At 70.9% G+C, this 21427-nt stretch carries 18 protein-coding genes; 8 read left to right on the forward strand and 10 right to left on the reverse strand.

Annotation, left to right across the window (positions count from 1 at the left end; translation table 11 throughout):
• Window position 1 precedes the first annotated feature (1 nt).
• From gyrB to dnaA, 5 genes are all read right to left on the reverse strand, one after another.
• Complete coding sequence (gene gyrB / locus ABL57_RS19205; protein ID WP_047805087.1) at window positions 2-2101, reverse strand: DNA topoisomerase (ATP-hydrolyzing) subunit B; 2100 nt, start codon at window positions 2099-2101, stop codon at window positions 2-4.
• Between the two features lie 347 nt (window positions 2102-2448).
• Complete coding sequence (locus tag ABL57_RS19210) at window positions 2449-3120, reverse strand: DUF721 domain-containing protein (protein ID WP_238986136.1); 672 nt, start codon at window positions 3118-3120, stop codon at window positions 2449-2451.
• The gene (gene recF, locus ABL57_RS19215; RefSeq protein WP_047805088.1) at window positions 3117-4349 is read right to left on the reverse strand and encodes a DNA replication/repair protein RecF; all 1233 of its coding nucleotides are present in this window, start codon (window positions 4347-4349) and stop codon (window positions 3117-3119) included. The genes ABL57_RS19210 and recF overlap by 4 nt, the downstream gene beginning before the upstream one ends.
• A gap of 36 nt (window positions 4350-4385) precedes the next feature.
• Window positions 4386-5510, reverse strand: coding sequence for a DNA polymerase III subunit beta (gene dnaN, locus ABL57_RS19220; protein WP_047805089.1), 1125 nt, complete (start codon window positions 5508-5510; stop codon window positions 4386-4388).
• A gap of 620 nt (window positions 5511-6130) precedes the next feature.
• Window positions 6131-7669: a chromosomal replication initiator protein DnaA gene (gene dnaA, locus ABL57_RS19225; protein ID WP_047805136.1), complete on the reverse strand. Its 1539-nt coding sequence runs from the start codon at window positions 7667-7669 to the stop codon at window positions 6131-6133.
• A gap of 662 nt (window positions 7670-8331) precedes the next feature.
• Between dnaA and rpmH the strand changes: the two genes are divergently transcribed.
• The 8 genes from rpmH to ABL57_RS19265 all read left to right on the forward strand — a co-directional run bounded on the left by rpmH (window position 8332) and on the right by ABL57_RS19265 (window position 15117).
• Window positions 8332-8469: a 50S ribosomal protein L34 gene (gene rpmH / locus ABL57_RS21540; protein WP_019181680.1), complete on the forward strand. Its 138-nt coding sequence runs from the start codon at window positions 8332-8334 to the stop codon at window positions 8467-8469.
• Window positions 8470-8571: 102 nt separating this feature from the next.
• The gene (rnpA, locus tag ABL57_RS19230; protein WP_047805090.1) at window positions 8572-8985 is read left to right on the forward strand and encodes a ribonuclease P protein component; all 414 of its coding nucleotides are present in this window, start codon (window positions 8572-8574) and stop codon (window positions 8983-8985) included.
• Window positions 8982-9422, forward strand: a complete 441-nt coding sequence (gene yidD / locus ABL57_RS19235; RefSeq protein WP_047805091.1) for a membrane protein insertion efficiency factor YidD — start codon at window positions 8982-8984, stop codon at window positions 9420-9422. The genes rnpA and yidD overlap by 4 nt, the downstream gene beginning before the upstream one ends.
• Window positions 9419-10405, forward strand: coding sequence for a membrane protein insertase YidC (gene yidC / locus ABL57_RS19240; RefSeq protein WP_047805092.1), 987 nt, complete (start codon window positions 9419-9421; stop codon window positions 10403-10405). The genes yidD and yidC overlap by 4 nt, the downstream gene beginning before the upstream one ends.
• 83 nt (window positions 10406-10488) lie before the next feature.
• On the forward strand, window positions 10489-11097 hold the full coding sequence (locus ABL57_RS19245) for a R3H domain-containing nucleic acid-binding protein (RefSeq protein ID WP_047805093.1): 609 nt from the start codon (window positions 10489-10491) through the stop codon (window positions 11095-11097).
• Window positions 11097-11768 (forward strand): 16S rRNA (guanine(527)-N(7))-methyltransferase RsmG, encoded by a 672-nt coding sequence (gene rsmG, locus ABL57_RS19250; RefSeq protein ID WP_047805094.1) that lies wholly within the window; start codon window positions 11097-11099, stop codon window positions 11766-11768. The genes ABL57_RS19245 and rsmG overlap by 1 nt, the downstream gene beginning before the upstream one ends.
• 335 nt (window positions 11769-12103) lie before the next feature.
• Entirely contained in the window at window positions 12104-12988 is an 885-nt protein-coding gene (locus ABL57_RS19255; protein ID WP_047805095.1) for a ParA family protein, read from the forward strand.
• 920 nt (window positions 12989-13908) lie between these two features.
• Window positions 13909-15117, forward strand: coding sequence for a ParB/RepB/Spo0J family partition protein (locus ABL57_RS19265; RefSeq protein WP_238986140.1), 1209 nt, complete (start codon window positions 13909-13911; stop codon window positions 15115-15117).
• Between the two features lie 70 nt (window positions 15118-15187).
• Here the strand turns inward: ABL57_RS19265 and ABL57_RS19270 are convergent, their stop codons facing one another.
• The 5 genes from ABL57_RS19270 to murJ form a co-directional block, all read right to left on the reverse strand.
• Complete coding sequence (locus tag ABL57_RS19270; protein ID WP_047805137.1) at window positions 15188-16354, reverse strand: N-acetylmuramoyl-L-alanine amidase; 1167 nt, start codon at window positions 16352-16354, stop codon at window positions 15188-15190.
• A gap of 156 nt (window positions 16355-16510) precedes the next feature.
• Window positions 16511-16846 carry a thioredoxin gene (trxA, locus tag ABL57_RS19275; protein ID WP_047805098.1) on the reverse strand — a complete coding sequence of 112 codons (336 nt, stop codon included), beginning with the start codon at window positions 16844-16846 and terminating at the stop codon, window positions 16511-16513.
• A 144-nt stretch (window positions 16847-16990) separates the two neighbouring features.
• The gene (trxB, locus tag ABL57_RS19280; RefSeq protein WP_082157594.1) at window positions 16991-18022 is read right to left on the reverse strand and encodes a thioredoxin-disulfide reductase; all 1032 of its coding nucleotides are present in this window, start codon (window positions 18020-18022) and stop codon (window positions 16991-16993) included.
• A 131-nt stretch (window positions 18023-18153) separates the two neighbouring features.
• Window positions 18154-19593: a hypothetical protein gene (locus ABL57_RS19285; protein ID WP_152683472.1), complete on the reverse strand. Its 1440-nt coding sequence runs from the start codon at window positions 19591-19593 to the stop codon at window positions 18154-18156.
• 153 nt (window positions 19594-19746) lie between these two features.
• On the reverse strand, window positions 19747-21369 hold the full coding sequence (murJ, locus tag ABL57_RS19290; RefSeq protein ID WP_047805100.1) for a murein biosynthesis integral membrane protein MurJ: 1623 nt from the start codon (window positions 21367-21369) through the stop codon (window positions 19747-19749).
• Window positions 21370-21427 lie beyond the last annotated feature (58 nt).

Consider the following 21427-nt stretch of genomic DNA (forward strand, 5'->3'; position numbering starts at 1 on the left):
ATCAGATGTCGAGGAACCGGATGTCCTTGGCGTTCTGCTGGATGAACTCGCGGCGGGACTCGACGTCCTCGCCCATGAGCACGGAGAAGATCTGGTCCGCGGCCGCGGCGTCCTCCATGGTCACCTGGAGCAGCGTGCGGTGCTCGGGGTCCATCGTGGTGTCCCACAGCTCGGTGTAGTCCATCTCGCCGAGACCCTTGTAGCGCTGGATCCCGTTGTCCTTGGGGATGCGCTGGTTGTTGGCCAGGCCCCGGGCGAGGGCCTGGTCCCGCTCGGCGTCCGAGTAGACGTAGTCGTGCGGTGCGTTGGACCACTTGATCCGGTACAGGGGGGGCTGGGCCAGGTAGACGAAGCCGTGCTCGATGAGCGGGCGCATGAAGCGGAACAGCAGCGTCAGCAGCAGGGTGGTGATGTGCTGGCCGTCCACGTCCGCGTCGGCCATGAGCACGATCTTGTGGTAGCGCGCCTTCTCGATGTCGAAGTCGTCGCCGATGCCCGCGCCGAAGGCGGTGATCATGGACTGGACCTCGGCGTTGGACAGCGCCCGGTCCAGCCGCGCCCGCTCCACGTTGAGGATCTTCCCGCGCAGGGGCAGGATCGCCTGGTGCGCGGGGTCGCGGCCCTGCACCGCGGAGCCGCCCGCGGAGTCGCCCTCCACGATGTAGATCTCGGACAGGGACGGGTCCTTGGAGGAGCAGTCCTTGAGCTTGCCCGGCATCCCGCCGGACTCGAGCAGGCCCTTGCGGCGGGTGGTCTCGCGCGCCTTCCGGGCCGCGAGCCGCGCCTGCGAGGCGTTGATGGCCTTGCGGATGATCTCCCGCGCCGCGGCCGGGTTGCGCTCGAGCCAGTCGCCGAACCGGTCGTTGACCTCGCGCTGGACGAAGGCCTTCGCCTCGGAGTTGCCGAGCTTGGTCTTGGTCTGGCCCTCGAACTGGGGCTCGGCGAGCTTGATCGAGATGACCGCGGTCAGGCCCTCCCGCACGTCGTCGCCGGTGAGGTTCTCGTCCTTGTCCCGCAGCAGCTTGTTCTCCCGGGCGTACCGGTTCACCAGCGAGGTCATGGCCGAGCGGAAGCCCTCCTCGTGGGTGCCGCCCTCGTGGGTGTTGATCGTGTTCGCGTAGGTGTGCACCGACTCGGTGTAGGCGGTGGTCCACTGCATGGCGAGCTCGAGGGACATCTTCCGGTCGGTGTCCTCGGTCTCGATCGCGATGACGTCGTCGTGGACGAGATCGGCCTTCTTGGACGTGTTCAGGAAGGTGACGTAGTCGAGCAGGCCGTGGTCGTACTTGTAGACGACCCGGCGATGGCCGGAGTCGCTCTCGTCCTCGTGGTTGAGCCGGGGGACGTCCGTGCCGCCGTCGCGGCCCTCGACCGGCTCCCCGTCGGCGCCGGCCGCCGCGCGGCCCCCCGAGTGGTCGGAGGCGGAGCCGGCGATCTCCTCGCCGGACTCCTCGGCCACGCGCTCGTCCGTCAGGCTGATCCGGAGGCCCTTGTTGAGGAACGCCATCTGCTGGAAGCGCGCCCGCAGGGTCTCGAAGTCGAAGTCCACGGTCTCGAAGATCTCGGGGTCCGGGTAGAAGACCTGGGTCGTGCCGGTCTCCTCCGTCTCCTCGCCCCGGACCAGCTCTCCCTGCGGCCGGCCGCCCTCGGCGAAGACCATCCGCCAGACGTGGCCCTGGCGGCGCACCTGGGTCTCCACACGGCGGGACAGGGCGTTGACCACGGAGATGCCCACGCCGTGCAGACCGCCGGAGACGGCGTAGCCGCCGCCCCCGAACTTGCCGCCGGCGTGCAGGATCGTCATGACGACCTCGACGGTCGGCCGGCCCTCGGTCGGGTGGATGTCCACGGGGATGCCGCGGCCGTTGTCGACCACCCGCACCCCGCCGTCGGCCTGCAGCGTCACCTCGATGTGGTCGCAGTAGCCCGCCAGCGCCTCGTCGACCGAGTTGTCGACCACCTCGTACACGAGGTGGTGCAGCCCCCGCGGGCCGGTCGAGCCGATGTACATGCCGGGCCGCTTCCGGACGGCCTCGAGTCCCTCCAGGACGGTGATGTCACCGGCACCGTACTCGCGCTTCTGCGGATCCTCTGTTGCCACGGGTTCCTGGCTCCTCCTGTTGGGCGTTCCGGCCGCTCCGGACAGCACAAGAGAACGCCGATGAGACGCTCGACGACTCATCGGCTCGTGCAGGGTCGGAACGGTTCGACGACTCCGGACGTCCGCGCCGCGGGCGGGTGCCGTGATCGGCCGTGGGGGGCCCGGTCCGTCGATTCCTGTCTGCCACCGATTCTATCGGAAAACGACGGGCCAGGGGTGCCCGCAGATGCCCCTGAGCGGCCGGAAAAGGCCCTCAGGACGAATTTTCCTGCTCTCCACCACCCGCTGATCGTTCCCGGGGGGCCGCAGCGCGCCACGAGGCCGCTCAGCGCTCCGCGGCACCGGCCTCACCCGTAGGTGTCCCGAGGGCCCCGGCCCTGCACCGACCGGCGGCCGCGCTTCCAGCTCGGCGCCGCGGGGCCGAGGATCTCGATCCGGGTGACGATGCCCTCCCCCAGGTGCTCGTCGAACATGCGCAGCAGCTGCGGGACCATGAGCCGCAGATTGGCGGCGTAGGCGGTGGAGTCGCAGCGGACCCGCACCACCGTCTCGTCGAAGCTCTCCGGCCGGCAGTGCCCCGCGATCCCCGGGCCCACGAGCTCGTCCCAGCGGGAGAGCACCGACCCGACGGCGACCGGCGACTTCCAGCCCCGCCCCGACACGAGGCCGTCCAGCACCGAGCCCACGCCCCGGGGATCGCGGGCGGAGCGGCCCGCCCCGGAGTATCCGCCGAGCGCCCGGGGGTCCACGTCGTTGCCGCGGCGCCCCAGGCGTTCGGCGGGGGACGCGGTGGCCGACTCCATCGCCGCCCCGAAGTTCTTGAGGTTGCGCCGCGCGGCCGCGCCGTAGAGGCGGCCGTCCCCGCGCGCCTCGGCGGCGTGGCGCAACCGGGTCAGCAGCGCCGCGGGGGCGTCGATCTCGTCCTCGATCCGCACGACGTTCGCCTCCGGGTCCGGCGGGTCCGCCGGGAGGCCGTCCGGGGGATCGGGGAGCCGGTCCCCGCGCTCGGGCCCGCTCACGACGACGGAGCCTCCTCCGTCTCCGGGCCCGTCCCCGAGCCAGTTCCCGCGGGCGGGCGCTCGTCGTCGCGCACGGCCGTCCCGGGCCCCACCCGCACCACGTCGTGCGGGCCGGCGACGAGCTCGGCGGGCAGGTCCTCCTCGACCGCGGCGGTGACCAGGACCTGCTCCGCGGAGGCCACGATCGCGGCCAGGCGGCTCCGGCGCCGGGCGTCGAGCTCCGCGAACACGTCGTCGAGCAGCAGGATCGGCGCGGCGCCCTCGGCGGGGTCGTCCGCGAGGTGGACGTACCAGGAGCCCAGCCGGAGGGCGAGGGCGTAGGACCAGGTCTCCCCGTGCGAGGCGTAGCCGCGGGCGGGGGCCGAGCCCAGCAGCAGCTCGAGCTCGTCGCGGTGCGGGCCGATCAGGGTCAGGCCCCGTTCGAGCTCCCGCTGCTCGGCGTCCTCGCATGCCTCGAGGATCAGCCGGTGCAGGTCCGCCGGGGTGAAGTCGCGCAGCTGACCCACGTCCCCGCCGGCGCTCTCCGGCAGGACCGAGGACACGTAGCGCAGCGTGGTGGACTTCGTGCCGTCGGTGAGCTGGTCGTAGGCGGTGGCCACCTGCGGGGCCAGGGCGTCGATCAGCTGCAGGCGCGCGTGCAGGATCACGGCGCCGGTGCGGGCGAACTGGTCGTTCCACGCGGCCAGCGTCGAGCGGTGGGTCTCGGTGAAGCGGCCGCTGCGGCGGGCCGACTTCAGCAGCGCGTTGCGCTGCTTGAGCACCTTCTCGTAGTCGGCCATGGTGCCGGCGAGGACCGGGCGCATCGACCGGGCGAGGTCGTCCAGGAACCGGCGCCGGTGCGAGGGGTCGCCCTTCACCAGGGAGAGGTCCTCCGGGGAGAACAGGACCGTCCGCACGACGCCGAGCGCGTCCCGGGCACGGACGGGGGCGGCACGGTTGATGCGCACCCGGTTGGCGCGGCCGTCGTTGAGCTCGAGCTCGAGGACCGTCTGCTGGCCGCCGCGCCGCACACGCACCCGGACGATCGCCCGCTCGGCGCCGAAGCGGATCAGCGGCGCGTCCGAGGACACGCGGTGGGAGGAGAGCCCCGCGGTGTAGTCCAGGGCTTCGACGATGTTCGTCTTGCCCACGCCGTTGGGGCCCAGGAACACGGTGGTCCCGGGCCCCAGACGTATGTCCAGCAGGGCATACGTCCGGTAGTCCAGCAGGGAGAGGTGGTCGACGAACACGCCCGGGTCAGCAGCTTCCGCTTCGGCGCCGGCCGGTCACTGGCTCGGGAGCCGGACCGGCATCAGCAGGTACTTGTAGTCGTCCCGGTCCTCGCCCTCCGGCTCGGCCTGCGCGGAGAGCACCGCCGGCTTGGGCGGGGCGGTGAAGGAGAACCGCACGTAGTCCGAGGAGAAGGCGTGCAGGCCCTCGGACAGGTAGGTGGGGTTGAAGGCCACGGTGATGTCCTCCCCGGTCAGGTGGGCGTCCAGGACCTCCGAGGCCTGGGCGTCCTCGCCGGTCCCGGCGTCCAGGGCCACCTGGCCCTGGGTGAAGGCCAGGCGGACGGGCGTGTTGCGCTCTGCCACGAGCGAGACGCGCCGGACCGCCTCCACGAGCTCGGTGGTGCGCACCGCAGCCGTGATCGGGGTGTGCTCGGGGAACAGCGAGCGGATCTTGGGGTACTCGCCGTCGATGAGCAGGCTCGTGGTCCGGCGCCCGCCGGACTCGAAGCCCACGAGCTCGGCGGAGTCGGACAGCGCGATGTTGATGTCCCCGGCCGGGCCGAGGGTCTTGGCGATGTCGTTGAGCGTACGGGCCTTGATCAGCGCGGCCGTGGAGATCTCGTGGGAGGACGGCCGCCAGGTCAGCTCCCGCATGGCGAGCCGGTACCGGTCGGTGGCCAGGAGGGTCATCTTCTCGCCCTCGATCTCCACGCGCACGCCGGTGAGGATCGGCAGGGTGTCGTCCTTGCTGGCCGCGATGTTGACCTGGGAGACGGCGAGGGCGAACTCGTCGCCGGCGACCACGCCGGAGACGTCCGGCAGGGCCGGCAGCTCGGGGTAGTCGCCCACGGGCATCGCGGCGAGGTTGAACCGGGAGGACCGGCAGGTCAGCGTGACCTTGCCCTCGTCGGCCTGGACCTCGACCGGTGCCGACGGCAGCGAACGGCAGATGTCCGCCAGGAGGCGTCCGGAGACGAGCGTGGTGCCCTCCTCCTGCACGTCGGCGCTGATCGACAGCCGCGCGGAGATCTCGTAGTCGAAGCTGGCGATGGACAGCGATCCGCCCTCCGCCCGGATGAGCAGACCGGACAGCACGGGGACCGGGGGCCGAGGAGAGAGGGACCGGGCGGTCCAGGTCACGGCCTCGGCGAGAACATCGCGTTCGACGGAGAACTTCACGAGAGGTTGCTGCCTTTCAGTCTGAGCAGGGGCGGCGGAGCCCGCGCCCGGAGGACGGCGTCCGCCGCGCCGCGAGGTGCGGCCGATCGGGTCTTCGCCCCCTGCATCGTATCCGTCCGTTTCGGCGGACGGCCATTCGGCCGGCCGTGGCGGACTTCTTGTGGTTCGCCGGTGCCGGAGGCCTCACCGGGGGCCGGGAGTCCAGGATTCTTGTTGTTTGGCCGGAGATCTCTTTAAGGACGGGAGTGTTAATAACCGCTGTGGAATCTGTGGATAACTGCCTCTTGGCCAGATGCCGGGCGGCAGGGCCCTGTTGAGTTCCTGTGATTCGCGGTCCACCGAAAGCTGTTTCCCCGGTGGACAGGATCCGCGCGGTTCCGCGGGTTCCACAGCCCGAGCCGCAGTTGTGCCGAGGTTCTCCACCGCAGCCCGGCGGTATTCCACAATTTTATCCACAGGTGTGGGTTCTGTCCTGTGCACAGCCGCTCCACAAGGGGCCGTTTCCTGTGCAGAAGCGGGTCGGCCGGCCCGGAACGGCGCGGCGGCGGCCTGTGGACGAATGACAAGAAAACGGGCCCGCCGGTGTCCCGGCGGGCCCGTCGGCGACGGGTTCGCGGCGGTCAGCCCTCGCGCTGCTGCTGCTTGATGCGGTTCGTCAGTTCGGTGACCTGGTTGAAGATCTGCCGGCGCTCGGCCATCAGGGTGCGGATCTTGCGGTCCGCGTGCATCACCGTGGTGTGGTCGCGCCCGCCCAGCTCCTGGCCGATCTTCGGCAGGGACATGTCGGTGAGCTCGCGCAGCAGGTACATCGCGATCTGCCGCGCCGTGACCAGGGTGCGGGTGCGGGACTTGCTCTTGAGCTCCTCGAGGGTGATGTCGAAGTACACCGCGGTCTGGGCCAGGATCGAGGCCGCGGTGATCTCCTGCGCGCCGTCGTCGGTGATGAGGTCCTTGAGCACCAGCTCGGCCAGGGGCAGGTCCACGGCCTGCTTGTTCAGCGAGGCGAAGGCGGTCACGCGGATCAGGGCGCCCTCGAGCTCGCGGATGTTGGTGGAGATGTGGGAGGCGATGTACTCCAGCACGTCGTCGGGGGCGTCCATGCCCTCGCTGGTGGCCTTCTTGCGGAGGATGGCGATGCGGGTCTCCAGCTCCGGGGGCTGCACGTCCGTGATCAGGCCCCACTCGAACCGGGAGCGCATGCGCTCGGCGAAGCCGGTGAGCTGCTTGGGCGGCATGTCCGAGGTGATCACGATCTGCTTCTCGTGGTTGTGCAGCGCGTTGAAGGTGTGGAAGAACTCCTCCTGCGTGTGCTCCTTGCCCGCCAGGAACTGGATGTCGTCGATCAGCAGCATGTCCACGTTGCGGTAGATCTCCTTGAAGGAGGAGCCCTCGTCGTCGCGGATCGAGTTGATGAAGTCGTTGGTGAACTCCTCCGAGTTCACGTAGCGCACGCGCACCTGCGGGTACAGCCGCTTGGCGTAGTGGCCGATGGCGTGCAGCAGATGGGTCTTGCCCAGGCCGGACTCCCCGTAGATGAACAGCGGGTTGTACGCCTTCGCGGGGGTCTCTGCGACCGCGAACGCCGCGGCGTGGGCGAACCGGTTGGACTGCCCGATCACGAAGGAGTCGAAGACGTACTTCGGGTTCAGCCGCGCCGAGCTGTCCCACTCCCCCACCACGGCGGGGGCGGTGCCGGTGTCCTGCACGGGGCGGCGGGGCGGGGCGGCCTGCGGGTCGCGCGGCGGGGGCAGGGTGCGGCCGCCGCCGGCCGGCTCCGGGCGCGCCGCGGCGAGGTCCAGCACGCGCTGATCGATCTCCATGGCGTCGGCGGTGTCCCCGGCATCGGTCCGGGTGGGCCCGTCGGTGCGGTTGCGCTCGGCCTCCAGCTCACTGATCGGCGGCAGCGCGGCCGTCTGCGGTCCCGGCTCCGGGGCGGGAGCGGCCTCGAGGTCGGCGTCGACGACGAACGCCACGAGCGTCTCCGGGCTGAAGGCGCGTCCCACGGAGGAGCGCAGGACCGAGGCCATCTGGTTCTGGAAGAACTCCCGGGTCAGCTCGTTGGGGACCGCGACGAGCAGCGTGGTGCCGATGAGCCCCTGCGGCTGGGCCAGGGAGATGAACCCCCGGTACCGGCCGGTGGTCATGGGGTCCTCGTACATGTACTGCACGCATTCGGCCCACTGCGCGCTGAGCGCCTGATTGTCCTGCGTGCCCACGCGTACTCCTGCTGTCGTCGGGTTGTCATCGGGATGTCGTCGGGATGACGAGGTGGTTGACGGGTCGTCCCGGCCCTGCTGCGGTGGCCTTTTCCACAGAGTTGTTCACAACGGTGGAAAAGCTGTTCGGGGGCCGACCGGGAGTGCCAGCCTAGAACATGCTCCGAAACTGTTCATAGCTGATCCGCTGGGCTCCCGGGAACTACAGACGTGTAGTTCGGCCCCCGATCCGCGCCGTTCCGCGGCCGGTGGCGCACGGGTTTTCCACAGGATGTGAGCAAGATCCGTGCACAGCTGTGGGTAGGATGTGCACTGCACAGCGCCGCCCGGCCCCGGAGGCCGCACCGGCGCCCGTCCGTCCCCTGCTCCCCCTGCGCCGCACGCCCGGTGCCGCCCGGAGGAGCCGGCGCCCAGGGGCGTCGTCGGCCGCTGATTTGACCGTCCCCGGCCCGTTGTCTAGGGTGAGGTAGTCTCTTGTGTCCCCTGTCATGCCTTTCCGCATGCTCGGACGCATCCACCAGCACTGCTGCGCCCGCCCCTTCGCCGTACCGACCCGGTGCGCCGAGGACCACGCGGCGCACACCCCGACGCCTTTGGAGTAACCAGTGAGCAAGCGGACTTTTCAGCCGAATAACCGCCGTCGCGCCAAGAAGCACGGCTTCCGCGCCCGGATGCGCACCCGTGCCGGCCGCGCCATCCTCGCCGCCCGCCGCAGCAAGGGCCGCACCGAACTCTCGGCCTGAGCCGTCCCATGTCGGCACCGGCGTCCCGGACGACCACCCCTTCCCGGGTGGCAGGATCCGTGCCGGGACCGCCGGAGCACCGGGCCCGTCAGGAGCCGGACCGTGCTGCCTGAGCAGCACCGGATCCGGACCTCGGCCCAGTTCTCGGCCACCACGCGTTCCGGCGCCCGCAACGGGCGCCGGAACGTCGTCGTATATGTGCGCCCCACCGCCGAGGACCGCCCGGCGCGCTTCGGCTTCGTCGTCTCGAAGGCGGTGGGCAACGCCGTCCGGCGCAACAAGGTGAAGCGGCGCCTGCGGGAACTCGCCCAGACCACGGTCAGGCAGGTCCCGTACGGTTGTGATGTGGTCGTCCGAGCGCTCCCGCCCGCCTCCGCCGCGGACTGGGCGGAGCTGGCCGCCGACTACGCAAAGGCCTGGCGGACGGCGTCCGCGCGCGCGGGCGTCCCCCGCGCCGCGGCCGGGACGCCTCCGGCAGAAGACCACCGACCCGGACGGGAGGAGCCAGCGTCATGAGCCAGCACGCCCATGGGCACGAGGACCTCCTCACCGCGGCTCCCCACGAGTACGTCCGCCCGGCGTCGGCGTGGCAGGCTCTCTGGTTCCTGCCGCAGAACGCGCTCATCGCGGGCCTGAAGCTCTACCGGACCATCGTCTCCCCCCTGTACGGGGACGTCTGCCGGTACTTCCCCTCCTGCTCGGCCTACGCCCTCGAGTCCGTCGCGGTGCACGGCGCCGTGCGCGGCCTCGGGCTCAGCGTCCGCAGGCTCCTGCGCTGCCACCCCTGGGCGGCCGGTGGGATCGACAGGGTCCCGGACGGCGGTCGGAGCTTTCCCGACTTCGCGTCCCTGCCCAAGATCGTCCTGCTGAACCACCCCACCCTTGCCGAGCGCCACCAGCACCACCCCGCCGGAGGCACCGGCCCCGCGGCCCAAGGAGAGCCCTCCCCATGAATCTGTTCGAACTGATCCTCTTCCCCTTCAGGTGGGTCGTCTCCGCCGTGCTGTGGGTCTTCCACGAGCTGCTGACGGCCGTCGGGATGGATCCCGCCGCGGGCATCACCTGGGTGCTGTGCATCGTAGGTCTCACCCTGGTCATGCGCACGCTGACCATCCCGCTGTTCCTCAAGCAGATCAAGTCCATGCGCGGCATGCAGGAGCTGCAGCCCGAGATGGCCAAGCTGCAGGCCAAGTACAAGGGCAAGAAGGACCAGCTCTCCCGTCAGGCCATGGCCCAGGAGCAGATGGAGCTCTACAAGCAGCACGGCTCCAACCCGTTCTCCGCGTGCCTGCCCATCCTGGTGCAGATGCCGATCTTCTTCGGCCTGTTCCAGGTCCTCAACGGAGTGCCCACGTCGGCTGCGGCCGGCGAGGGCGTGCACGTGCTCAATGCCGCCACCGTGCAGTCCTTCAACGAGGCCACCTTCTTCGGCGCCCCGCTCTTCTCCACCCTGCTCAACCCGGGCGACGGCAACCACGTCGCCACCGTCGTCCTGGCCGTCGTGATGATCATCGCGATGTCCGCCTCGCAGTTCTTCACCCAGAAGCAGCTGACGGCCAAGAACATGAGCGAGACCGCCAAGGCCTCCCCCATGTACCGCCAGCAGCAGATGATGCTCTACCTGTTCCCGCTCGTCTTCGCGATCGGCGGCATCAACTTCCCCATCGGCGTGCTCATCTACTGGACCGTCTCCAACGTGTGGTCCATGGGCCAGCAGTGGTGGGTCATCCGCAACAACCCGACCCCCGGCTCCCAGGCCGAGCAGGAGCTCAACGAGCGCCGCGCCGCCAAGGGACTCCCCCCGTTCGCCAAGACCCGTGAGGAGCACGAGGCGGAGGTCGAGGAGCAGCGTGCCCGCGCGGCCGCGGGACAGCGTCAGCAGCCGGTCGGCAAGAAGCGGCAGCGGCAGCAGGCGAAGAAGAAACAGGCGGGATGACCGCTGCGGGCCACCCCCGCGACTTCCTCCCCGCACGGGGCCGGGATTCCCGGCCCCGTGCTTCCACGGCCACAGGAGACGACATGAGCGACATCCGGCAGACCACCCAGGACGCCGACGAGGCGCAGCCGACCCCCCACCCCGTCGAGGGCGACGCGCCGGCGGACCCCGCCGCGCAGACCGGCCAGGACCAGGACCCGGCAACGGATCCCACGCTCGATCCCCTCGAGGAGGAGGGCGAGGTCGCGGCCGACTACCTCGAGGAGCTCCTGGACACGGCGGACCTCGACGGGGACATCGACATCGAGGTCCGCGACGGCCGCACGTACCTGTCCGTCGTCGCGGAGGGCGACGACGACGAGAGCCTGTCCGTGCTCGTCGGCGAGGACGGGGAGGTCCTCGAGGCGCTGCAGGAGCTCGTGCGGCTCTCCGTCCTGTCCACGACCGGACGCCGCTCGCGGCTCGTGCTCGACATCGGGGGCTACCGCCTGCGCCGGTCCACCGCGCTGCAGGAGATGGCCCTCGCCGCCGTGCGGGAGGCCCAGGAGACCGGGGAGCGGGTGCACCTCGAACCCCTGTCCGCCTACGAGCGCAAGATCGTGCACGACGTGGTCGCGGAGCAGGGCCTGGTCAGCGAGTCCGAGGGCGAGGGGGCGGGACGGCACATCGTGGTCTCCGCCGAGCAGGCCTGATGGCCGGCGACCCCCGCCCCGCCCCCGCCGCGCAGGAGCCCCCGCTGCCGGACCCCCAGGAGCGTCTGGCCGCCGAGCGGCTGTTCGGGGACCGGCTGGCACTCGCGGAGCGTTACGTCGCGCACCTGGCATCCTCCGGAATCGTGCGCGGGCTCATCGGTCCCCGCGAGGTGCCGCGGCTCTGGAGCCGCCACGTGCTCAACTGCGCCGTGGTGGAGGAGCTCCTCCCCCAGGACGCGAGGGTGGCCGACGTCGGCTCCGGAGCGGGTCTGCCGGGGCTGTGCCTGGCGCTGGCCCGGCCCGATCTGCGGCTCACGCTGATCGAACCGCTGGAGCGCCGGGTGCAGTGGCTCGACGAGGTCGTGGCGGACCTGGGACTGACCAACGTCCGGGTGCTCCGCGCCCGGGCCGAACAGGCCAAGGACGAGGTGGGTGACGTGGACGTCGTCACGGCCCGTGCGGTCTCCGCGCTCGTGGGCCTGCTCGACATCACGCTGCCGCTGCTGCGCGGCACGGGCGAGCTCCTGGCGCTCAAGGGACGCTCCGCCGCCCAGGAGATCGACAAGGCGCAGAAGAAGCTGGCCCGCCACGGCGCCCGCTCCACCGAGGTCCTCACCGTGGGCGACGCCCTTCTCGCCGAGCCGACCACGGTGGTCCGTGTGCGGCTGTGAGCGCTCCGGCCGTCGGCGACGTGCGACGCCGGTAGGCTGGGGGTCGTGTGCCGTGGGCGTGGCGCCGTGGCCGTCCTCTCGGGGTGGTCCTCGCTCCCCCGCCCGGCGGCCGGACCCGGACGCCTCCCGCAGGGAGGATGCGCCCGGAGGGAACCACATCCAGACGAACCGGGAAGGTGCGCGGTCAGATGCCGATCGACGACGGTGAGCAAAGCCCGGTGGGCTTCGGCGAGGAGTTCCCACCGGATCCGATTGATCAACCGCTCAAGGTTGTACCCGACCGCGGCACCCGTGTTTCACGTGAAACCGACGGACAGCTGTCCAAGATGACGACGATGGCGGACGACACACCGCTGGGGAGGACGCTCGTGGAAGAGACCAGGCGACGCGCCAGGCTGAAGAAGGTCCAGCTGGAGAAGCCCGCCGCGACGCGGGTCTTCACCATCAGCAACCAGAAGGGTGGCGTGGGCAAGACGAGCACCTCGGTGAACCTCGCCGTCGCGCTGGCGCGACAGGGCCAGAACGTCCTGGTGATCGACAACGACCCGCAGGGCAACGCCTCGACCGCCCTCGGTGTGGAGCACAGCTCCGAGGTGGACAGCACCTACGACGTCCTCATCGACGAGATGCCGATCGCCGACGTGGTGAAGACCTCCGTCGAGGCCGAGAACCTGTGGGTGGTGCCCGCGACCATCGACCTCGCCGGGGCGGAGATCGAGCTGGTGTCCATGGTGGCCCGTGAGCACCGCCTGCGCCGGGCGCTTGAGGCCTACGCCAGGCAGCGGGAGACGGACGGTCTGGAGCGGCTCGACTACGTCTTCATCGACTGCCCGCCCAGCCTGGGTCTGCTGACCCTCAACGCGTTCGTCGCGGCCACCGAGGTGCTCATCCCCATCCAGTGCGAGTACTACGCGCTGGAGGGACTGAGCCAGCTGCTGAAGAACATCGAGATGATCCAGAAGCACCTCAACCCGGAGCTCAAGGTGTCGACCATCCTGCTCACGATGTACGACGGCCGGACCAACCTGGCGTCCCAGGTGGCCGAGGAAGTGCGGACCCATTTCCCCGCCGAGGTCCTGGAGACCATGATTCCTCGCTCGGTGCGCATCTCCGAGGCGCCGAGCTACCAGCAGAGCGTCATCAGCTACGACCCCAGCTCGACCGGTGCCCTGTCCTATCTCGAGGCCGCCGCCGAGATCGCCCAGCGCACCGGCCGCTGACCGGTTCCACTTCCCAGAGCGCCCGCCTCCCCCGGAGGCGGGCGCTCTGCTGTGCGTGCACCGCGAGCCCGGAGGACCCGGCCCGAGGATTTCCGATGTTTCACGTGAAACGTCCACTGCGCGGGTTCGCTCCGCCCACTGTTGACCGCATTACGTGTGGTGGCCGACGCGGCAGGGCCTATGGTGCTCGCCGTAAGACCACGTCCTGTCGCGGAGCATGACAGCGGGCCGCCCCGCGGTCCTCCGGCCATCGTCGCCGGCGCGGCCGGGGCGTGGAGCGACCGGGCGGGGACGTGGCTCCGCTAGAATTGACCGGATTGCCGCACGAGGAGAGGAACACCGTGAGCGAACGACGACGTGGTCTGGGTCGGGGACTGGGAGCGCTCATTCCGAGCGCGCCGGCCGCAGAGGCACCGACGGAAGCGTCGGCGACGCCGGTCGGTGCCACAGCGGCCGGGGAGGCCGAGGGGCAGTCGTCTCCTCCCCCGGCTCCTGGCACCGGCATCGCAGACGTTTCACGTGAAACGCCGGCCGTCTCGTCCTCGGAGGATGCCCGGACCAGCGGGTCTGGGGGCCGGAGTGAGAGCGCGGTCAAGTCCGCGCCGAAGCGGTCGCGCGCTGCAGCGGGCTCGCCGGCGTCCCGATCCGCGGTCACCTCCGCATCCGCCTCCGCGCAGTCCCCCGAGCCGCCACTGGCCGTCCCCGACCGGAGCGATGAGCAGGGCACCACGGAACGAGGCCCCGCTGACACGCTGTTCGCCGACGAGGCCGTGGCGCCGGAGTCCGGGTCCGACGCGAGTGAGTCGGGGGGAACCCGTACCGAGGGGAGCTCCGCGCCGACCGGCCGCACCGCAGCCGGGCCCCGCAGCCGGTCCGTGAGCCCGGCGGCGCGTCAGAAGGCCATGAAGGCCCGCATGGACATGGGCGAGGCGCTGCGCAACACGACCCTGGTCAGCCGACCGTCCGACATGTTCTTCCTGCCCTCGAGCGCTCCGGACACGCCGGCGAACCCCGAGGCGCCGAGCTCGGCAGCCCAGGACAAGACGGCCGCCGGCAGCGGGACCGTCGCGGAAAACGGCAGGACCGGCACGCCCGAGGACGGATCGCCGACCTGGTCCGAGGACACCAGGGCCCCTGCAGATGACGTTTCACGTGAAACGGAGCCGCGGACACCGGAGCGTCCTGACGCCCAGGAGTCGCCGCAGCCGGCACGGCGTGCGCCGGACGGACAGGCGGTGAGTGGTGACATGGACGGCAACGCGGATGTTTCACGTGGAACGGAGGAGTTGGTTCCAGAGCTGACCGCCGTCCCCGGCGCCACGTTCGCGGAGATCGCGGTCGACGCCATCCACCCGAACCGGAAGCAGCCGCGGCAGGTCTTCGACGAGGAGGAACTCGCCGAGCTGGCGTACTCCATCGGCGAGCTCGGCGTGCTGCAGCCGATCGTGGTTCGCCCCAGCCGGGAGGACGGCGACACGTCCTACGAGCTGGTGATGGGAGAGCGGCGCTGGCGGGCGACCCAGCGCGCCGGCCTCGGCACCATCCCGGCCATCGTCCGGGAGACCTCCGACGACGACCTGCTCCGTGACGCCCTGCTGGAGAACCTGCACCGCAGCCAGCTGAATCCCCTGGAGGAGGCCGCCGCGTACCAGCAGCTCATGGAGGAGTTCAACACGACGCAGGAGGAGCTCTCGCGCCGCATCGGGCGGTCCCGTCCGCAGATCAGCAACACGATCCGCCTGCTGCGGCTGCCGCCGCTCGTGCAGCGCCGGGTCGCGGCCGGTGTCCTCGCGTCCGGTCACGCCCGCGCCCTCCTGTCCCTGGCCGACCCCGCGGAGATGGAGCGGCTCGCGCAGCGCATCGTCGCCGAAGGGCTCTCCGTCCGGGCCACCGAGGAGGCCGTGTCGCTGAGCGAGGGGATCGAGCGGAAGACGCCGCGCGCGGCGGCGCCGGCCGGCCGGCACAAGGAGCGGCTGGACTACATCGCGGAGGCCTTCACCGATCGGCTGGACACCAGCGTCAAGATCGCGCTCGGGGCCCGGAAGGGCAAGATGACCATCGAGTTCGCCTCGGTGGAGGACCTGAACCGGATCATCGAGGTCCTGGACCCGGGGATCGAGCGTTCCTGACGGGAACGGAGACGACGGAGCCCCGGTGTTTCACGTGAAACACCGGGGCTCCGCGCTGTGCGGGACGGCCTCAGCGGCCGTTGAACTCCGCGACGTCGTCCAGGCGCATGGTGCCCGTGGGCACGTCGTCCTCCGCGAGCAGGAACATCCGCTGCAGGCCGAACACGACGGCTTCCGCCAGGTGGCTGCGGTGCTCGGGATCCGCGAGGGCCGCGCGGTCCGTAGCGCTGGAGAGATAACCGAGGTCCAGCCAGACCGTCGGGGCGTCATGGGTGCGCAGCAGCTCCCACTGCCGGGCGTGGCTGCCGAGATCGAGGGCGCCGGTGCGGGCCACCATCTCCTTGAGCACGAGACCGGCGGCACGCTCACCGATGGGGGAGTAGACCTCCGAGTGGTCCTGCTCGCCCCAGTAGTACGAGGCGAGACCCGTGGCGGCGGGGGAGTCGTTCCAGTCGCAGTGCAGTGACACGACGACCGAGTCCGGATGGCCGCCGATGGCGTCGTGCACGGAGGGCACGCACCGGACGTCGTCGCCGCGACGGTCCCTGAGGGTGCGGTCCGGTGCGACGATCGCCGGCTCGGCGCCGATCTCCCGCAGCAGACCGAAGGCCAGGACGGCGACGTCGGTGGTGACCTCGTCCGCGCGCTCGGCGAAGTCCGGGGCGGCCGAGGCCGGTGGCTGCTGTCCCGCGGCGCGCGACGGCACGAGGACCACGGAACGTCCACGGAGCGCAGAGGTGGCGCGCTCGAGCCGGTGGTAGTCCCGCAGCGAGAATGCCTTCGAGGAGGTGATGTTTTTGTTGATCCGGGCGAGGGCGGCGATGGTCTCACGGTCCACCACGCCCGTGGCAGCCACGCCGAGGCTCTGCTGCAGCTCCAGCACGGCATGGTGCGTGCCCCGGGTGAAGATCCCGTTGAGGTGCCCGTAGTAGAAACCCAACCGAGAAAGGTTGTGCTGTAGCCCCGCGACGTCGTCGCCGCGCAACGGGCGGTCCTCGTCGAGATAGAGGGAGCGGTCGCCCAGCGCGTACTGGGCCTCGTTGAGGCCGCGGTCGGTCTCGGGGCCCACCAGGCCGTCGACGATGAGACCGCGCTCCTGCTGGAAGGCCCGCACGGCGGCGTCGACGTGGTCGTCGAAGTAGGAGGGGTCGTTCACGTCCTGCGGCGCGAGGTAGGCCACGGTGACGCCCGCCCGGAGCAGACGCTCCCGGAGGCCCACCACACGCCGGTTCGTCATGCTCCGGCGCAGCATCGGTTCGGTGTCGTCGAGTTTCACAGGTGTCCCACGGGTCGTCGGGTCGGCGTCAGTGCCAGTACAACGGCTCATCCGTCCCCTCCCGCTCGGGGGAGAGGACGGATGAGCGCGGTGCGGCCGGGATGTCGGTACGGCCGATCAGTTCCCGGGGGTCAGGTAATCGGCGAACTCCTTCTCGAGGGCGCTCTTCGGCTTGGCGCCGATGGCCTTCCTGACGACCTCGCCGCCCGAGAAGAGGTAGATCGCGGGGATCGAGGTGATGCCGTACTGGGACGCCACGGCAGGGTTCTCGTCGACGTTGAGCTTGACGACCTCGATCGCCTCGGCGTGCTCGGCGGCGATCGCGTCCAGGACGGGGCCGACCATGCGGCACGGGCCGCACCACTCGGCCCAGAAGTCGACGATGACGGGCTTCTCCGACTCCAGGACCTCGGTCTTGAAGTCGGCGTCGGTGACGTTCTTGGCGGCGCTCATGTTTCTCCTTGTCCGGGCGCCGGCACGCTCGGGGCGTGCTCGGCGCTCTGGGTGGAACTCGTGAAGGGCGGAACTGGTTCGATTATGGACCATGCCGGCCGGGGCGGCCGGAGCCGCCCGGCCCGGCTGCAGGGCCGGGGACGCTCAGCTGTGCAGCACCGAGCGGTCGTGCAGGGCGGCGAGATAGTGTTCGGCGTCGACCGCGGCCACGCACCCGGAGCCGGCGGCGGTGATCGCCTGGCGGTACGTCGCGTCCACGACGTCGCCCGCGGCGAAGACTCCGGCGAGGCTCGTGGTGGAGCTGCGCCCGTCCACCTGGATGGTGCCGTCGACGGTGAGCTCGAGCTGGTCGGCGACCAGCGCGGTGCGCGGGTCGGAGCCGATCGCGACGAACAGTCCCGTCACGGGCAGCTCCGAGGTCTCCCGGGACTCGGTGTCCTGCACGGTGACGGAGCGGACCTTCTCCTCCCCGTTGATGGCCACGACCTCGGCGTTCCACAGCACCTCGATCTTCGGGTCCTCGAAGGCGCGCTGCTGCATGATCTCGGAGGCGCGGAAGCTGTCCCGCCGGTGGATGATGGTCACCTTCGAGGCGAAGCGGGAGAGGAAGGTCGCCTCCTCGAGGGCGGAGTCCCCGCCGCCGACGACCGCGATGTGCTGCTCCTTGAAGAAGAAGCCGTCGCAGGTGGCGCACCAGCTCACACCGTGGCCGGAGAGTCGCTTCTCGTCCGGCAGACCGAGCTCCCGGTACGCGGAGCCGGTCGCGATGATCACGGCGTGCGCGCGGTGCACCGAGCCGTCCTCGAGGGTCACGGTCTTGACCTCGCCCTCGAGCTCCAGGGCCACGACGTCCTCGTAGCGGATGTCGGCGCCGAAGCGCTCGGCCTGCTGCTGCATGTTGGACATCAGTTCCGGGCCCTGGATGCCGTCGATGAAACCGGGGTAGTTCTCGACCTCGGTGGTGTTCATGAGCTCGCCGCCGGCGGTCACGGAGCCCGCGAACACGATGGGCTGGAGGTTGGCGCGTGCGGCGTAGATCGCGGCGGTGTACCCGGCGGGGCCGGAACCGACGACGATCACCTCGTGGACGACCTCGTCCTCGGGGGCGGACGTCGGCTCGCCGCCGCGCGGGGTGAGATCAAGGGCGTTGATCACGGGACCGAAGTCGGGGCTCACTGTTCTGCTGACCTTCCGTACAGGGAGCGGCCGGACGGGTCCGGCCGCGGGGACCACTGGCACAACGGGGGGCGCACGGCGGATATTCCGGTGCCGTGCCCCCCGGCCGCGGCCGCCGGGGGAGCGGGGTGTCAGTCCAGCTGGATCTCGCCGACCCGCAGGCCGTAGGTGAACCCGGCGATGGGGTTGGTCAGCTGCGGCAGCTGGGTCCAGTTGACGATCACGTACTGGTGGCTCTCCTCCCGGGCCCCGGCGGCCAGCGGGACCGTGATCTCCGGGCCGGTGAAGGAGCCGGAGCCCACCTGCTGGGCGCCGTCCAGGGTCGGGGCGTCGTTGACGTAGACGTCGAACATGCCGCCGGACCCGGAGGACTGGCTGAGCCGCAGGCTCTCCACCGGTGCGGGCTCCTCGAGCTCGACGGCCAGGCCCACGCTGGGCGCCTGGTTGCCGAAGTTCTGGTCGGAGAAGCCGTAGCTGATCCAGTAGGTCGAGGGATTGCCGTCCACGGTCTGGCTCAGCTGGGCGTCCTGATCGACCATGAAGTCCGCGTTGCCGGGCACGATCCGGGTCACGGCCGCGGGCTGCGGGTCCGCCTCCGGGGCCTCCGGCTCGGCCTCCGCGCTCGGCTGGGCCTGTTCCGCCCCCTCGTTTCCCCCGGCAGGGGCGCTGGCGGCCGGATCCGGGGCGGTCGCCCCGCCGAAGAGCCCGCCCAGGCGGTCGAAGCTGAACACCACGGCCCCGATCAGCAGTGCGAGCAGCACCACCACCAGCAGGAGGAGGCCCTTGCCGCCCTTCTGGGTGCGCGGAGCGGTGTCCTTGCCGCGCGGCGGCGGGCCGCCGGCCGTCTCCGGCTCGCGGTGGGGGGCCTCCTGGTGCTCGTCGTAGTAGCTGTCGTAGCGGTTGTCGCCGTCGTAGCCGGGATCGATGTCGGTGCCGGCGGTGCGGCCGGCCACGGCGGCGGTGCCGCTCGCGGCCGCCCGGTCGAAGAGCGTGGAGCGGGTCGAGGTGGCGCTGACCCGCACCGGCCGGCCGAGGCGGGTGCGCACCGAGGGCGCGGGCGCGGCGTCGTCGTACGAGTCGTCGTCCCGCCACCGGGTGACCTTGGGCTCGGGGGCCGCGGCGCCGAGGTCGTCGGAGGGCTCGGTGGCGACCACCGGGGTCGGGCTGGTGGGGTCCGGCTCGTCGTAGACGTACGAGGCGCTGCCGGTGCCGCGCGGTGCGCCGAAGATGTCGTCGCTGAGGGACTCGTCCTCGATCTCGTCGGGCTCCACGAGCAGGGAGTCCAGCATGTCCGCGGCCGGGGTGTGCGAGGTGACGAGGTAGGTGTGGTCCTCCGCCTGCCCCAGGTCGAGGATCTGGAACGGGGCGCCGATGCTGCCGTTGGCCATCGAGCGCGCGTTCTCCACCAGCAGGGAGGTGTGCCGCTCCGCGGGCAGCAGGATCGAGACGCGGCGGCCCAGGATCTGGTCCTGGCCCTCGAGCACGTGGTCGCCCTCGGCGGTGGCCAGCACATCGGTGATCACTTTGTAGCGGCCGCCGAGGACGGAACCGAGCTTCATCGGTGCGGGCACGTTGGCTCCCTGGGGGTCGGGAATTCGCGGAGGGGCCGGAATTCGCGGGTGGGGGTGGCCGGCGGGGCAGAAGGGGTGTTCCTGACCCACGTCACCGACCACTCAGCACTTTACCGGTCCCGGCGGCCCGCGGCGGAGAGCCGTGTCACACGGTCAGCGGCCGAGCCGGGCGAGGACCGGGCGCACGAGGCTGTCGAGCTCCCGGACGCGGCAGAGCCGCAGGGCGCCCAGATAGGCGGTCCCCATGACGGTCCCGCCCACGGCCACGGTCGCGATCGCGGTCAGCTGGTTGGTCCAGGGGAAGCCGTCCGGGTCGTAGCCGCCGAGCAGGAACAGGACCACGGCACCCACCAGGCCGGCGAGCAGGGACGCCACGAGGATCCGGGCGTGGGAGTCCATGATGCGGGCGAGGTCGTAGTCCCCGATCCGGCGGACCAGGACGAGGTGGTAGACGAGCGTGCTCAGGATGTTCTGGGCGGCGTAGCACGCGGCGACCGCGAAGATGATGTGGTCCGGGGCGATGAACCACCAGATCAGCAGGGCGGACAGCACCGTGAAGAGCGCCACCCCGACCTGCACCAGGAACGGGGTGCGGGCGTCCTCCTGCGCGTAGAAGGCCCGGCCGAGCATGAAGGAGATGGACATGAAGGGCGCGCCGATCGCGATCACCGTGATCACCTGGCCGATCACGGCTCCGGCGGAGGGCACACCGCCGCTGAAGAGCATGCCGAGGGGTCCCGCGAAGACGATGAGGGCGACGGTGGCGAAGACCGTGGCCACGCCCGTGATCCGCAGGCTCGAGGACAGGGACGCCACCATGCCGGCCCGGTCCCCGTCCGTGGAGGCGGCGGCCATCCGGTTGAACAGCACCGTGGCGATGGACAGCCCGATCACCCCGTGCGGCAGGGAGTACAGCATCGAGGCCTGGTTGAGCGCCGCGACGCCCGCGATCTGCTGCGGTGGGTCCATGGCGAGGTACTCCGGGCGGTAGCCGGTGGGGATCGCGGCGACCTTGGTGAGGGCCAGGAACGCCAGATTGGCGATGATCCCCGTGGCCAGGGTCCAGCCGGCCAGCCGCGCGGCGGTGGAGAGCCCGATGCCGCGCCAGCCGAAGCGGGGGCGCAGCCGCAGTCCCAGCCGGCCCAGCGGCCAGAAGAGCACGAGAGCCTGGGTGGCGACGCCCACGGTCGCCATGGCCGCCAGCCAGAACGTCTTGGCCGGTGTCCAGTCGTCCAGGGAGTGCTCCGTCTGGGCGTACGTCCCGAACTGCTGGATGAACACGAGCAGCGCCGCGATGGCCACCACGTTGTTGACCACCGGCGCCCACATGTACCAGCCGAAGGCGCCGCGGGCGTTGAGCACCTGACCCACCACGGTGTAGAGGCCGTAGAAGAAGATCTGCGGGAACGTGAACAGCGCGAACGTCAGTCCGAGCGAGAGCTGCGCCTCGGTCCAGTCGGTGCCCATGGTCCGCACGATGGGTCCCGCCAGGGCCACCACGACCGCCGTCACCCCCAGCAGCGCGAGCACGGCCAGGGTGAGCAGGCGGGAGATGTAGTCGGCCCCGCCGTCGTCGGCGGTCCTGGAGGCCTTGATGATCTGGGGCACCAGGACGGCGTTGAAGATCCCGCCGGCCACGAGGACGTAGATCAGGTTCGGCAGCGTGTTCGCCAGCTCGAAGACGTCGGAGACGGTCGTGACCGAGCCGATGGCCACCGTGATGAGCACGATCTTGACGAACCCCAGCGCGCGGGAGACGAGCGTGCCGGAGGCCATGATGGCGCTGGAGGCCGCACCCGAGCGCCGGACCGGGGCGGGTGGCGCGTCCTGGCGC

The sequence above is a fragment of the Kocuria sp. SM24M-10 genome (genome assembly GCF_001027955.1).
GTDB classification, from domain to species: domain Bacteria; phylum Actinomycetota; class Actinomycetes; order Actinomycetales; family Micrococcaceae; genus Kocuria; species Kocuria oceani.

Coding starts and splice junctions, on each gene's coding strand:
- dnaA (WP_047805136.1), bottom strand. CDS start 7,669: ATGTACGAGGACCCCATGACCACCGGCCGGTACCGGGGGTTCATCTCC.
- ABL57_RS19270 (WP_047805137.1), bottom strand. CDS start 16,354: ATGACGAACCGGCGTGTGGTGGGCCTCCGGGAGCGTCTGCTCCGGGCG.
- murJ (WP_047805100.1), bottom strand. CDS start 21,369: ATGGCCTCCGGCACGCTCGTCTCCCGCGCGCTGGGGTTCGTCAAGATC.
- ABL57_RS19265 (WP_238986140.1), top strand. CDS start 13,909: ATGGGCGAGGCGCTGCGCAACACGACCCTGGTCAGCCGACCGTCCGAC.
- rsmG (WP_047805094.1), top strand. CDS start 11,097: ATGGCCGGCGACCCCCGCCCCGCCCCCGCCGCGCAGGAGCCCCCGCTG.
- trxA (WP_047805098.1), bottom strand. CDS start 16,846: ATGAGCGCCGCCAAGAACGTCACCGACGCCGACTTCAAGACCGAGGTC.
- yidC (WP_047805092.1), top strand. CDS start 9,419: ATGAATCTGTTCGAACTGATCCTCTTCCCCTTCAGGTGGGTCGTCTCC.
- ABL57_RS19245 (WP_047805093.1), top strand. CDS start 10,489: ATGAGCGACATCCGGCAGACCACCCAGGACGCCGACGAGGCGCAGCCG.
- yidD (WP_047805091.1), top strand. CDS start 8,982: ATGAGCCAGCACGCCCATGGGCACGAGGACCTCCTCACCGCGGCTCCC.
- ABL57_RS19255 (WP_047805095.1), top strand. CDS start 12,104: ATGGCGGACGACACACCGCTGGGGAGGACGCTCGTGGAAGAGACCAGG.